This is a genomic window from Anaerolineales bacterium (assembly GCA_037382465.1).
In the GTDB taxonomy this organism is placed as follows: domain Bacteria; phylum Chloroflexota; class Anaerolineae; order Anaerolineales; family E44-bin32; genus WVZH01.
Genome location: JARRPX010000075.1, coordinates 1 through 13077, shown reverse-complemented (window position 1 = coordinate 13077; position 13077 = coordinate 1). Strand labels below are relative to the sequence as shown.

The 13077-nt window shown below is 53.7% G+C and carries 14 protein-coding genes; 13 read left to right on the top strand and 1 reads right to left on the bottom strand.

Going from position 1 to position 13077, the window contains the following annotated elements; genetic code table 11:
- The 13 genes from P8Z34_15030 to P8Z34_14970 all read left to right on the top strand — a co-directional run.
- On the top strand, window positions 1-503 hold a 503-nt coding region (locus P8Z34_15030; protein MEJ2551986.1), incomplete at its 5' end, for a hypothetical protein.
- The gene (locus tag P8Z34_15025; protein ID MEJ2551985.1) at window positions 500-1999 is read left to right on the top strand and encodes a hypothetical protein; all 1500 of its coding nucleotides are present in this window, start codon (window positions 500-502) and stop codon (window positions 1997-1999) included. The genes P8Z34_15030 and P8Z34_15025, both read left to right, overlap by 4 nt.
- Before the next feature lie 44 nt (window positions 2000-2043).
- Complete coding sequence (locus P8Z34_15020; GenBank protein MEJ2551984.1) at window positions 2044-2736, top strand: response regulator transcription factor; 693 nt, start codon at window positions 2044-2046, stop codon at window positions 2734-2736.
- Window positions 2737-2748: 12 nt separating this feature from the next.
- The gene (locus P8Z34_15015) at window positions 2749-3795 is read left to right on the top strand and encodes a sensor histidine kinase (protein MEJ2551983.1); all 1047 of its coding nucleotides are present in this window, start codon (window positions 2749-2751) and stop codon (window positions 3793-3795) included.
- 285 nt (window positions 3796-4080) lie between these two features.
- Window positions 4081-4227 carry a Flp family type IVb pilin gene (locus tag P8Z34_15010; GenBank protein ID MEJ2551982.1) on the top strand — a complete coding sequence of 49 codons (147 nt, stop codon included), beginning with the start codon at window positions 4081-4083 and terminating at the stop codon, window positions 4225-4227.
- Window positions 4228-4432: 205 nt separating this feature from the next.
- Window positions 4433-5584: an SAF domain-containing protein gene (locus P8Z34_15005; protein ID MEJ2551981.1), complete on the top strand. Its 1152-nt coding sequence runs from the start codon at window positions 4433-4435 to the stop codon at window positions 5582-5584.
- A gap of 52 nt (window positions 5585-5636) precedes the next feature.
- Entirely contained in the window at window positions 5637-6857 is a 1221-nt protein-coding gene (locus P8Z34_15000) for a response regulator (protein ID MEJ2551980.1), read from the top strand.
- Window positions 6858-6917: 60 nt separating this feature from the next.
- Window positions 6918-8327: a CpaF family protein gene (locus tag P8Z34_14995; GenBank protein MEJ2551979.1), complete on the top strand. Its 1410-nt coding sequence runs from the start codon at window positions 6918-6920 to the stop codon at window positions 8325-8327.
- Window positions 8328-8381: 54 nt separating this feature from the next.
- Window positions 8382-9314 carry a type II secretion system F family protein gene (locus P8Z34_14990; GenBank protein MEJ2551978.1) on the top strand — a complete coding sequence of 311 codons (933 nt, stop codon included), beginning with the start codon at window positions 8382-8384 and terminating at the stop codon, window positions 9312-9314.
- Window positions 9315-9426: 112 nt separating this feature from the next.
- Window positions 9427-10368 (top strand): type II secretion system F family protein, encoded by a 942-nt coding sequence (locus tag P8Z34_14985; GenBank protein MEJ2551977.1) that lies wholly within the window; start codon window positions 9427-9429, stop codon window positions 10366-10368.
- Window positions 10369-10715: 347 nt separating this feature from the next.
- Complete coding sequence (locus tag P8Z34_14980; protein MEJ2551976.1) at window positions 10716-11135, top strand: ComF family protein; 420 nt, start codon at window positions 10716-10718, stop codon at window positions 11133-11135.
- A gap of 26 nt (window positions 11136-11161) precedes the next feature.
- Window positions 11162-11731 carry a ribosome-associated translation inhibitor RaiA gene (gene raiA / locus P8Z34_14975; protein MEJ2551975.1) on the top strand — a complete coding sequence of 190 codons (570 nt, stop codon included), beginning with the start codon at window positions 11162-11164 and terminating at the stop codon, window positions 11729-11731.
- 71 nt (window positions 11732-11802) lie between these two features.
- On the top strand, window positions 11803-12939 hold the full coding sequence (locus tag P8Z34_14970) for a hypothetical protein (protein MEJ2551974.1): 1137 nt from the start codon (window positions 11803-11805) through the stop codon (window positions 12937-12939).
- On the opposite strand, the gene P8Z34_14965 is transcribed toward P8Z34_14970, so the two are convergent.
- Entirely contained in the window at window positions 12906-13034 is a 129-nt protein-coding gene (locus tag P8Z34_14965; protein ID MEJ2551973.1) for a hypothetical protein, read from the bottom strand. The genes P8Z34_14970 and P8Z34_14965 overlap by 34 nt on opposite strands.
- Window positions 13035-13077 lie beyond the last annotated feature (43 nt).

Sequence of the window (13077 nt, the reverse complement as noted above, 5' to 3'; positions counted from 1 at the left end):
TCGGCCTCGATCGCAGCATCGAATGGGGCGCGCGAATCCGCAAGTGGGATGGGGCCGAAGCGAAAAAGGTCCTCAATACCGGCGCACTCGTGCTTCTCATCCTGCTCTCCGTTGGCCTTACCTGGAGTAAAGTCGTTGGTGCATCCATCTCTTCGCCTCGTTGGGAGGGACCGCAGCGAACGTACGAAACGGTCGGCGATGCGTTGGATGGCCTCGGTCGTCCGGAAGACATCGTGGCGGTCAACAACCCGCCGGGTTTTTTCCTCGCCACGGGCATGGAAGCCGTCGTCATTCCCAACGGCACGCCACATACGCTTCAATCAGTGATCGATCGATACCGCGTGCGTTGGGTGATACTTGACGTCAATCATCCCGATGGCCTGGATGCACTCTACAATGGAGAGATATCGCCCAACTGGCTGGAATTGATATTGACCGTTCCGGACGCCAATGGGGATGATGTCCAGATCTGGAAAGTCGTGTCCTCGGAGAGCGCGCCGTGATTCAAAGAAATACCGGGCAAGACGCCCGTCGCTTGATTTTTCTGGTCATCCTGGCGGGATTTGTCCTCGGAGGATATCTGCTGACCAGTAAAGCTGTCTATGGTCTCGGGTTTCCGTTGGATGACGCCTGGATTCATCAGACGTATGCCCGCAACTTGATTGTGGACGGGGAATGGGCCTTTCTGCCCGGCCGTCCCAGTGCGGGTTCGACAGCGCCGCTGTGGACGTTGACGCTGGCGTTGGGTTACCGCCTGGGAGTGGATCCCAGGGCCTGGAGCGATCTGCTCGGTGGGTCGCTGCTGATTGCAACGGCTTGGGTCTGTGGACTATGGTTCGTTAAGAAAGCGGATAAACCACGCCGCTGGATGTTGTGGGCCGGGTTGCTCGTCGTTCTGGAATGGCATCTGGCATGGGCTGCGGTTTCCGGAATGGAAATCCTTGCGCTGGCTTTCGTCGCCACTTTCGTTCTCTATCGATTGGATTGCCATCCATTTCAAGCGTTCTATCTCGGTGCCGCGATCGGATTCGGAGTCTGGATCCGGCCGGATGCGCTTTCCTTGCTTCTTCCTGTGGGCTGGACGATCCTGGTTCGAGATCGCCTGACCCTTAAGAGGCTGTTGACCGACGTTGGAAGCGTCTGCCTGGGACTTGCCATCGTGATTGTTCCGTATGGGATATCGAACTACCAACTCTCGGGAACTTGGTGGCCGAGCACTTTCTATGCCAAATCGGCCGAATATGCAGCGCTGCGCGGGATTCCCTTCATAAAAAGAGTCCTGTCGCAGCTTTCGGTTCCCTTCATCGGAGCTGCCGCCGTCTTGCTGCCCGGCATCTTGATCTCTGTGCTTCAGACGTATCGAGAGAGAAGATGGGCGGAATTCGCGCCGCTGCTCTGGGTGCTCGGTTTCCTGGCGGCATACGCCTGGCGTCTACCGGTTACCTATCAACATGGTCGCTACGCGATGCCCGTCATCCCGGTCTTGCTCGTCCTTGGGTCTCGGGGTATGTTCGCCGTCTTGGACCTGAATTCAGACCGCAGGCTGCCCAGATTGCTTTCAAGAGCCTGGCCGATGTCGATTTGCGCGGCAGCGCTGGCGTTCCTCGTGCTGGGTTCACAGGCCTATGCGCGTGATGTGGCGATCATCGAGACGGAGATGGTCCGGTGTGCGAAATGGATCGAGGCGAACACGGAGCCGGACGCTATCATTGCAGCACACGATATCGGTGCACTTGGGTACTTCTCCAGGCGGGATTTGTTGGACCTGGCGGGATTGATTTCCCCCGAGGTGATTCCATTCCTCCGAGACGAGGACTCCCTGGCGCAATACTTGACCGATCACCATGCAGACTATCTCATGACCTTTCCCGGGTGGTATCCATCCCTTGTCCAACAGGCTGAGAGAGTGTATCTTACAAGAGCGAAGTTCAGCCCGATGGCAGGTGGTGAGAATATGGCCGTTTACAGGTGGCCGTCGCATGGTTTGCTTCGTGAGTAAAGTCTGTGCTATACTCGCCGATGTTAAAAATAGGTGGCTCAGTTATGGAGAATATCCCAGTCATCATCGTCGACGACCATCCTCTTTTTCGCGAGGGTGTACGGAACGTTCTCGATTCGGAAGATGACATCGAAGTAATTGCTGAAGGCACGAGCGGTGACCAAGCGCTCCAGCTGGTTCGAGAACTGAAACCGCGAGTCGCACTCATCGATGTCAATTTACCGAACATGAACGGCATGCAGGTAACGCGCCAGGTCTCTGCGGAACGATTGGACACCGCAGTAGTCCTCGTCACGGCGTACGATGATGTCGAACAGGTGCTGCACGCTTTTCGCGCCGGCGCGGCTGCCTATTGTTCGAAAGACGTGGAAGCGGGCAAGTTGGTCGACGTAATCCGCCACGTAGCCCGCGGTTTCTTCGTCGTTGGCGATCAGGTGTATGACTCATCCGGATTGGACCAATGGCTGTCGCGCGGCGTCGAGACGGTTCGACGCCCGCATCTGGATGGAGATGTGGAAGCCTTCACGCCGCTTTCGCCTCGCGAAATGGAAATCCTGCAGTATGTGACGCGCGGGATGAGTAATAAAGAAATCGCATCTCGATTGGGAATCAGCCATCAGACGGTGAAGAACCACATGACGTCGATCCTGCATAAACGGGATGTCGAAGATCGCACCCAGGCTGCGGTGTATGCGCTTCGACATGGCTGGGTACGTCTCCAGGATACTCGGAAGTAAACAGGCGCAGCGATGACCGAATCAGAAGTCAAAGAACTCTCACCCCTTGAGGAGTTTCTCCAAACCTCGCGCGATGAAGTGGAGCAAGTACGCAGGGAGTTAAAAGAAATCAGCCTGCTCGTCGAACAGAGTCAGGGGGAGGTGGAGAAGCTCGCCCAACGAAATGCCTCCATCACGGCACATCTTCATCAGATGCAATCGCATTTCGAGACCGTACCGCGAGATGATATTCAATCTACGTACGAAGCTTTTTCAGACGCACAGCAGCGTCTTTTCACGATGCGCGGTCAACTGGAGAAATTGCAAAGCGACGAAGCGCATTTGAAGCGATACGGCGAGTATTTGGCCAAGGCTCTGCAGGTCATCGAAGGTGGACCGCAGGATTCCGTTATGGATTTAATGGGAGGCGGCACCTCGACGATCCAACAGATCATCGAAGCCCAGGAGGATGAGCGGCGAACGATTTCACGTCAATTGCACGATGGCCCGGCGCAAGCTTTATCGAACTTCATCCTGCAAACGGAAATCGCGGTTCGTCTCTTCAACACGGATCACGAAAAAGCCAAGGAAGAATTGAACAATCTGAAAGCGGCGGCAGCATCGACGTTCGCTCGAATTCGGGACTTCATTTTCGATTTACGCCCAATGATGTTGGACGATCTGGGTTTGGTGCCAACAGCGAAGCGCTATATCGAGGCGTATAGCGAAAAGACGGGTGTCGAGGTTTCGACCGTCATTACCGGAACGGAGCGGCGCTTGGAGCCGCATCTCGAAGTCCTGACCTTTCGAGCCTTACAGTCCTTGCTGCGTAACGTGCGCGACTACGCCCAGGCAACACAAGCGAAAGTCATGATCGATATCGGCGAACAAGAACTGCGAGTGAGTGTTGAAGACAATGGTCGTGGGGTCGATATCGAAACGATGTCCGAAGAAGATCATAAAAAGTATGGTTACACCACGTTAGAGGATCGTATTGATCAAGTGGGTGGTTCACTCGAAGTTACAAGTACTGCCGGCGAAGGTACACGCGTGGCGTATACGATTCCTCTGGGGGCATGATTCCAGGTAAATCTACTGTAGACGACGGAATCTATCCAGATTCATATCCGGTCGAGATAGAGGCATGCGTTGGAGATTGGATTGAGTCGAAGATGAGCGCGCAATAAACGATTTGGTGCAGCAGGGTGATATCTCGGAACGAAGATTATGAGCAATTTATGTTTATGAAATCCCGGGAAACGGCATCGGAAAGATGTCCTATTGAATCGATTTAAGGCAGTACCTATAATTATTCGTACCAAGGCAACAAATTCCTAAATCCACGATGAAAAGGAGGTGAAAAAGATGCTGTACAGCCCGAAGGAAAAAGGTCAGGGCCTCGTCGAATATGCTTTGATTCTTGTATTGATCGCTGTTGTCGTGATCGTTATTTTGGCGCTGCTCGGACCTGCCATTGGAAATGTGTTCAGCAATATCGTCAGCAATATTTAACAATCGTCAAGGGCGTACTATAGGGAACGCCTTGACATCATTACCAACTGGAGGAGCCCTATCGGAAGATAGGGCTCCTGAGTGCACTATCAGGCCTTATCTCATATTTGAAAGGTTATTGTAATCAGGGTCACTTGACTTTTAACACGGAACAGATAATATACGCGCACGGAAACTCAGTTTTATCACCACGAAAGGAGGCGCTATGCGTGGTGGTCGAGTCATAATGCTGCTTGCCATAATCATCCTCCTCGGTGTGCTGGCTGCATACTTGATGCTCGGGGGGAATGAAGAAGCTCCGCCAGCTGAGGGTGAAGGTACTCTTCAACCCGGATTGTCTGCAGATATGGTATACGTCGTCGTTGCCGGGCAAGACATTTCACGAGGTTCGATCATCCCAGAGCAAGATGGTGTCGTCGTCTCCCAGATGCCGAGAGACTTGGTCATCGAGACGATGATTAGTGGTGAAGATGAAGACGAACTCAAATCTCGGGTTGTCGGGCGCAGGGCACGGATGGACATCGCTCGCGGCCTATTTATCACCGAAGGTATGCTGACGGACAAACCGGGTGATCTGCTCAGCGTCGGCTCCGATGCCGCAATGGCAATCGAACCTGGCTACACTGCAATCTCTATTCCATGGCACCGAATATCCGGCGTCGCTTATGCTCTGCGAGCCGGTGATCAGGTCGACGTTCTAATCAGCTTCTTGATCGTCAGCGTCGACGCGGATTTCCAGACCGAATTACCGAATGAAACGACGGCGATCAGTGCTCTGGGCGGTATCCCACAGCAATTCGGCCCGCACGTTACGGTGCCCCTCAGTCCCGGAATTCAAGATCCGTCGAGACGTCAAGATGGCGAATACTGGCCGTACGGACGCGTCGAGATCGAGCCGGAGCTGGGTCTGCCCATTCACGTGATTCCCCAGGAAACGCAGCGGCCACGGTTGGTTTCCCAGCGCCTGATTGAAAACGCCACGGTGCTTAAATTCGGTAATTTCTCCACCGTTGACATCCTGGGGGAGCAAGTCCAAATGGTTGATGTTCCTGAAGGTGAGGAGGCAACGACGGAGAACGTTAAGGAAGCTTTGCCGGACATCATTACGCTGATCGTCACGCCACAAGATGCTTTGGCTTTGAACTGGGCGGTAAAAGCGGGAGCGGATCTCGTCTTAACGCTGCGATCGCCGGACGATACAACCATCACAGAGACGAGCAGTATCACCCTGCAGTATCTGCTGGATAATTACAACATTACCGTGCCGGCCAAACTTCCTTATGCGTTGACACCGGCTATAGAAGAGCCGATTGTTCCTTTCATCGATTACGAGATCACCATTCAAGGAGAAGAGTAGCAACAGGGGCTCTTAGCAATATATAAGGGTTGGTTGATTGTCGGAGGATCATATGTCTGAAAACGCGGAAGGAACAATCCGCGTCCTTATCGTTGATGATATCGCAGAAACGCGTGAAAACATCCGTAAGTTACTGCAGTTCGAATCGGATATCACGGTAGTCGGTGCTGCGGTAAGTGGACAAGATGCACTCGAGTTAGCGCGCGAAAAAGACCCCGACGTCGTCGTGATGGACATTAACATGCCCGACATGGACGGCATCACGGCGACGCAAGAGTTATTGAAAGACGTTCCGTACGCACAGATCGTCATCTTGTCCGTTCAGAGTGAAGCCGATTACATGCGCCGGGCGATGCTCGCTGGCGCACGAGATTTTATCGCCAAACCTCCCTCCGGCGACGAATTGATTTCCACAATTCGTTCGCTTGCGGCGCGGGCGCAAGAGCAGCGGAAATCATTGGAACGACCAGCACCTCAGGTCGCTCAACCGGTGCCCGGGATGGGCTACGCGCTACCAGAAGGGAAGTTGATCGCAGTGTACAGCGCCAAGGGCGGTGTAGGCTGTACGGTCTTGGCGACGAATATCGCCCTGGGATTGAACACCGAAGAAACGCCAACAGTGCTGGTGGATACTGCGCTGCAGTTTGGCGACGCAGCCGTATCGTTGAACCTGCAGGTCAAGTTCAGCTTTGCGGATGTTTCCACTCGAGCCGATGAAGTCGACCCGGAAATCCTCGGGGAAGTACTTTTAAATCACGACAGCGGTCTACGCGTTCTCGCGGCGCCACCGCGCCCCGAAATGGCGGATGAGGTGAACGCGGAACAGATCCGCAAAGTGCTGCAACATCTTCGCCGACAGTTCGCCTATGTCATCGTTGACATGAGTTCCAATATGGATGACATTGCGCTTGCGGTGATGGACGCAGCGGATCTGCTGGTCGTCATAACCGTTCCGGAGATTCCTTCCATCAAGGACGCCCGTTTGTTGTTCGATCTGTTGACCGTCCTCGAGTTCCCCAAAGAAAACGTCTTTTTCGTGCTGAACAAGATGGACCGTAAATCCGGCATAACACCCGAGGCCGTGGAGGAGAATCTGAATTACTCGGTAAACGGTGTCATCCCCTTTGATGAACGTGCAGTCTCGACGTCCGTCAATCGCGGTGTTCCACTCATGCTATCGGATCGCGGCTCCTCGGTTGCCAAAAGTATCATCGATATCCTGGGGGCATTGAAAGAAAAATTGATCGAAATGGAAAAAGTGGTTGAAGAATAATCGTGCCGCTGACGCAAATGGGTTGGGTTTGTTGAGTGCGATTTTTAGGAGAGTGCTACTGTGTCGCTATTGAAAAGGATTGAGCAAGGACAAGCGGAAGTCCCATCCAGCGCTAGCAGCAATCCCCCCATCGGGGGAACTACCGGCCGGCTGTCTGGGTTGAATGCTCGCCGTGTCGCGCCGCCGCGCTCAGCGCAAAGGGATACGTATTACGACCTGAAAACACGCGTTCAGAACAAACTCCTTGCTGAACTGGATCCATCCATGGACGTAAGCCAGACGGCCGAAGTCCGCAGAACGATCGAAGAATTGTTTGAGAATATTCTGGCCGAGGAGAAGATCGTTCTTTCTCGGCCGGAACGACGGCGGCTGTTCGAACAGATCGTGGCCGAGATTCTCGGTCTGGGGCCGCTCGAACCACTCCTGGCGGACGATACGATCACAGAAATCATGGTCAATGGGCCCAAACAGATCTACATCGAGCGCAAAGGTAAACTACACCGCGAACCCGCTTCCTTCGAAAGCAGTGACCATCTCATGCGCATCATCGACCGCATCGTCGCTCCTCTGGGCAGACGCATCGACGAGTCCAGTCCCTATGTAGATGCCCGCCTTCCAGATGGGTCGCGTGTGAACGCGGTCATACCGCCGATCTCGCTGGTCGGACCCACGCTGACCATTCGTAAATTCTCGCGTGATCCGATTACTGTCAATCAATTGGTCGAGTTTGGCACGTTGACGCCCGAGTCGGTCGAATTTCTCAAGGCATGCGTGATCTCGGCCATCAACGTCGTGATCTCCGGAGGTACCGGCTCCGGTAAAACGACTCTGCTGAACGTTCTCTCTCAATTCATCCCTTCCGATGAGCGCGTTGTAACGATCGAAAATGCGGCCGAGCTTCAATTGCGACAGGAACACGTTGTCACGCTGGAGTCGAGACCACCCAACATTGAAGGTCGAGGTGAAGTGACCATTCAGAATCTGGTTGTAAACAGCTTGCGTATGCGACCGGATCGGATCATCGTCGGTGAGATTCGTGCGGAAGAATCGTTGGACATGCTCCAGGCCATGAACACCGGTCACGAGGGCTCAATGACGACGGCGCACTCAAACAGCCCTCGCGACACACTCGCCCGTATCGAAACAATGACCCTGATGGCCGGGATGGATCTTCCCGTACGGGCGATCCGCGAACAGATCGCCTCCGCGATGGAACTCGTGGTGCATCTGGAAAGATTACGCGATGGCACGCGTAAGGTGACCCACATCTCAGAGATTCAAGGTATGGAAGGTGACGTCATCACGATGACAGATCTTTTCGTCTTCGAGCAAACGGGATTCGAGGACGGCCGCGTGATCGGAAGGTTGCGTCCGACTGGACTCCGACCTAAATTTATTGATAAGATTGAGACATCGGGGATTCATCTACCGGCGACGATCTTTGGCGTTGGTGGAAAGCGCGGGTACTAACCTATGAATTCAAATCTCGTCCTTATGATAGGATTGGGGCTTGGATTGCTCCTGTTGATCATCGGAATCGTCTCATCCGTGTTCGGAAGGGGCTCGATTGTAGAAGAGCGGTTAGGCCAATATTCTGAGACGGGTCAGTTAAGTTACGGGGGAGACGTCAGCACTGAAAAAGAGCGCGACAGGTCGACGCCCATCTCAGATTTCTTCAACCGTATGGGGGAAGGAACGGATCTCTTTGACGGGATCTCGAAGAATCTCGCACGCGCAGACATTAAACTTCGACCGGCGGAATACATTGCGGGCATCTTTATATGTGGTGTCGTCGTCGCCGCGCTTGGTTTTTTTGCTACCGGCCAGAGCATATTGTTGGCCATCGTATTCTTCGTCGTCGGATTACTGATCCCTCGTTTCTATGTGAAAATGGCTCAAAGTCGGCGGTTGAAATCATTCGACAACCAATTATCCGACATGATCAATCTGATGGTCAACGGCCTGCGCGCTGGTTTTTCTACGCTGCAGGCGATGGAATCAGTCAGTCGTGAATTGCCCTCTCCGATCTGCGATGAATTTCGAAGAGTCGTTCAAGAGGTGCAGCTGGGTCTTACGATCGAGGATGCTCTCGAGCATCTCCTTCGCCGTATTAGCAGTGACGACCTCGATCTGGTGATTACGGCGATCAACGTTCAACGAGAAGTCGGCGGTAACTTGGCTGAAATTCTTGACACGATTTCACACACGATTCGCGAGCGTGTGCGGATTAAAGGCCAGATTCAAGCATTAACTGCACAGGGCCAGGCAACAGGTTGGGTCATCGCAGCGTTGCCTTTTGCTCTGGCAGGGATATTGTTTTTGGTGAACCGCGATTACATCATGGTGCTCTTCGAGCCTGAGACCAGGGGATGTGGCATTCCGATGGTCATTCTGGCGTTCCTGATGATCGTCTTCGGCATGATCGCTATTCAGAAAATTGTTAATATTGACATTTAGCGATTGATAATTGAAAACGAAATTGACTGCAAGAGGTAAGTTTTACTCGAGGTTGAAGGTAGGTGTCCTTTCCACGGAATGTTGTTCTTACGAGCGATCGAGGTGATTTGACATGAATCCGCTGGTGATATTGGTCATCGTCGTTGTCGTCGTCGTCTTTGCGATCGTCCTGGTGATCGCAGGGATCAAGGCGCCGCAAGCCAGCGATCCGATTTCGGATCGGTTGGCAGAATATTCTGCGAGCGACGTTCCCCTAACGCTAGAAGACCTCGAACTGTCCCAAGGTTTCTTCGAACGAATTATCTTGCCAATGTTCAATAAAGTGGGTGAAATTGCCTCGCGCTTCACACCCCAGGCAACGCTCGAAAACGCCCGAAATCGAATCGAGATGGCGGGCAACCCCATGCAGCTGGATCCCGCATTCTTCCTGGTCCTGCGGGTAATTGTGGGCGTTTTGTTCGGTGGAGCGATTTTTCTCGTTTACACTTCATCTGGCAGGAACTGGCTTCAAGGCCTGGGATTGTCGGTGCTATTCATCGCCCTCGGATTTTACTTCCCGGACCTGTGGCTGACGAGTAAGATCAAATCGAGGCAAAGAGCGGTATTTCGTGCTTTGCCTGATGCGCTCGATTTGCTCAACGTATGTGTCGAGGCGGGCCTTGGTTTTGATGCGGCTATGGGGAAAGTCCACGAGAAATGGGAGGACGATCTCTCTTTAGAGTTTGGTCGTGTGCTGCAAGAGATTCGACTGGGTAAATTGCGCCGGGAAGCGCTGCGTGACCTGGCCGATCGAGTCGACGTACCCGAATTGACTTCCTTCATCGCCGCCGTCATCCAATCCGAGCAGTTGGGCGTGAGTATGGCGAAGGTTCTTCGCATCCAATCCGACCAGATGCGGACTCGCCGGCGTCAAATCGCGGAGGAGGAAGCCGGTCGGGCACCGATCAAGATGGTGTTCCCCATCGGTTGTCTCATCTTTCCGTCGATTTTGATATTGCTGCTCGGTCCTGCTGCTCTGACCCTGATGACTTCCGCGCTGGCCGGTATCTTCTAATCTACTCGTATTGGAATCTACATAGAGGGGGTGTTTTGCCGCGTACCATTCTCAACCGGTGCAGTCGTCTATCGAAACGAGCGCTCGATTCCTGCCTCGATCTGTTTTTTCCGCCGTACTGTGTGGGATGTAACCGACAGGGAGCAATATGGTGCCAGGATTGCGTTCAGGAGATTGAGCCTATTTCCGGTAGACTCTGTCCGTCGTGTGGACTGCCTTTAACTTCAACAAAACAGTGTACTTCGTGCCGTTCGGAGAAGCTTCCCTTTCAAGCGCGTTCCTTTGCCTGGTATCGCGGTCCAATATGCCGGGCTTTGGTGCAATTGAAATACCGGCCGGATCGTCGCTTGTCCGACTGGCTGGCAAATCGACTGGTCGAGATCGTCTCGAACGAGGCATGGCCGGATGCGACGGTAGTCCCCGTTCCCTTGAGCCGAAAAAAATTCAATCGAAGAGGGTATAATCAGGTCGACCTGATTGCTTCCGGTGTTGCTCGTAAACTGGGGAGACCCTATCGGGCTTCAGCACTCCGTCGGATTCGGGACACACGCTCTCAGGTAGGGCTTTCTCCCGACGCTCGCAGACGAAACGTGCGAGGGGCTTTTAGCGCAGACGGCCGGAAGGTTCGTGGGAAAAACATTTTAATCATTGACGATCTGTTTACGACGGGTGCGACTTTGCTGGCATGTACTCAGGCTTTACAGAGTGCCGGTGCGGAGCATGTGTTCGCGCTTACCGCCGCACGCGCGGACCATACTGCTTTCTAAGTTATTACTTAACAAGAGGATTATCGATGACCATAAAAGTGATGATTAACGTCAAAAATATGGATCTAAACGATCGTTTACAAGATTACATTACTAAGAAAGTCGAAAAGTTGGATCGGTATCTCGATATTCTTAATGAGGCGAAGGTCGATCTGCAGTACGTAAAATCCGCCAGAAATGCGAAAGATCGCCAGGTCGTTCAGCTTACCGTGCGGGGGAAAGGCGTGCTGCTGCGCGCCGAAGAACGTACGGATGATATTTTTGCTTCCGTGGATGCGGTAATGGATAAAGTGTATCGACAAATCGAACGGTACAAAGGCCGGCGGTGGCGCGGTCGGGGAGATGGCCGTTCGGCTTCCGATCTCGCCATGGATATGTCCAAGACACCCGAATCAGGAACGGAAGCGGAAGACACCATCGTACGGCGGAAGCGGTTTGTGCTTACCCCGATGGACGAGTTGGAAGCGATCGAGCAGATGAGTCTCGTTGGGCATGAAGACTTCTTTATATTTCTCAATGCTGAAAGCCATTCGATAAACGTGCTCTACAGGCGCCGCGATGGTACGCTTGGCTTGATCGAACCCGAAATCGATTAAAATCTCGAATTGTTATCGCAGTTGATGCGCAATCATCTGCTCGCATGACGGCGGCCTGAATTTCGATGCCTATGTTCCCCGTAATCATCATGCTGTCACCAGCCGGCAGTACTCCGGCCGAAGGTTGGGTCGCCCAGGGCCGTCGGGCAGCCGCATGCGACCTGGTTCGACGATTGGGTCAAGTGCGCAGCATAAGCGAGGTCTTCGTCCTCGCAGCCGATCCAGTGGACCGCGAAGCCCTGGTTCAGCTAGGCGCAGTCCCGCTGGCATCTTCTACCGGAACGTTCCACTTCGGACGAAGTCTCACGAAAATCATCCTGGAAAACCATTTCCAGCGATTGGGTTACTTCGGAGGTGGAAGTGCGCCGTTGATGACGGAGAACATGTTGCAGGAAGTCTTCAACCGAGTGGACCAAATGGAACGGCCGTCTGCCCTGGTCAACAACTATCACTCGACGGATTGGATGGTGGTCAATCGGGGAGATGTTTTTCCCCGGCTTCAGGATCGCTTGGAGCAGGATAACTCACTCGGTTGGGTCCTGGCTCAGGAGGCCGATTTCGAGGTTCAAGCTCCAGATTTTGGTGCAGGGAGCCGGGTCGATATCGATACACCGACCGATCTGCTGATGCTGCACCGGCATCCATCGTTGGGGGAGACTCTCGGGGGTTTCATCCAGACCGCTCCACCAGATAGTCTGGATGTAATCGACGATTTACTTGAGGTCGTCAGCACACCAGCCAGCACCGTCACGCTGATCGGTAGGACGTCCCCTCAAATCTGGAAAACCTTCAACGATCGAACCCAGATCTGGGTGCGCGCATTCGCTGAGGAGCGCGGCATGATTGCCAGCCGACGTTTCGAACGGGGGGAAGTTCGCTCGCTGGTCGGAGAAATGCTGGAAGATTGGGGCGCCCAGCGTTTTGTGGAATTTATCGCGAACCTATCGGACGGCGTTCTCTGGGATACGCGTGTCTGGATGGCGCATCGAGGTCGATGGCCTTCATCAGGAGATCGATTTGCCTCGGATCTGGGTTGGACGGAAGCTATTCAAGACGAGGCGCTGAAAAGACTCACACAAGCCGTAGGCCAATCCGACGTGCCGATTCTGCTGGGGGGACACGGCGTCGTTGCCGGGGGGATTTACGCGTTATTGGAGTCTCGGAAAGAGGCGAATTACCAGCCTTCGAGGAAGGACCGCCAGTCTTGATTTTCGGGCAGGTGCGTGCCGTAGAGATACAAGGCGCTGGCGATGGGCTCTTTCGGTTCTCGCAGCAGCTGCATGTGCGCTGCCTGTAGATTCATCCGCCTTTTTTGAGATTACACGCCTCGCACGCCGTGACGAGGT

Coding starts and splice junctions, on each gene's coding strand:
- P8Z34_14970 (MEJ2551974.1), top strand. CDS start 11,803: ATGTTCCCCGTAATCATCATGCTGTCACCAGCCGGCAGTACTCCGGCC.
- P8Z34_15000 (MEJ2551980.1), top strand. CDS start 5,637: ATGTCTGAAAACGCGGAAGGAACAATCCGCGTCCTTATCGTTGATGAT.
- P8Z34_14985 (MEJ2551977.1), top strand. CDS start 9,427: ATGAATCCGCTGGTGATATTGGTCATCGTCGTTGTCGTCGTCGTCTTT.
- P8Z34_15005 (MEJ2551981.1), top strand. CDS start 4,433: ATGCGTGGTGGTCGAGTCATAATGCTGCTTGCCATAATCATCCTCCTC.
- P8Z34_15010 (MEJ2551982.1), top strand. CDS start 4,081: ATGCTGTACAGCCCGAAGGAAAAAGGTCAGGGCCTCGTCGAATATGCT.
- raiA (MEJ2551975.1), top strand. CDS start 11,162: ATGACCATAAAAGTGATGATTAACGTCAAAAATATGGATCTAAACGAT.
- P8Z34_15015 (MEJ2551983.1), top strand. CDS start 2,749: ATGACCGAATCAGAAGTCAAAGAACTCTCACCCCTTGAGGAGTTTCTC.
- P8Z34_14965 (MEJ2551973.1), bottom strand. CDS start 13,034: ATGAATCTACAGGCAGCGCACATGCAGCTGCTGCGAGAACCGAAAGAG.
- P8Z34_15020 (MEJ2551984.1), top strand. CDS start 2,044: ATGGAGAATATCCCAGTCATCATCGTCGACGACCATCCTCTTTTTCGC.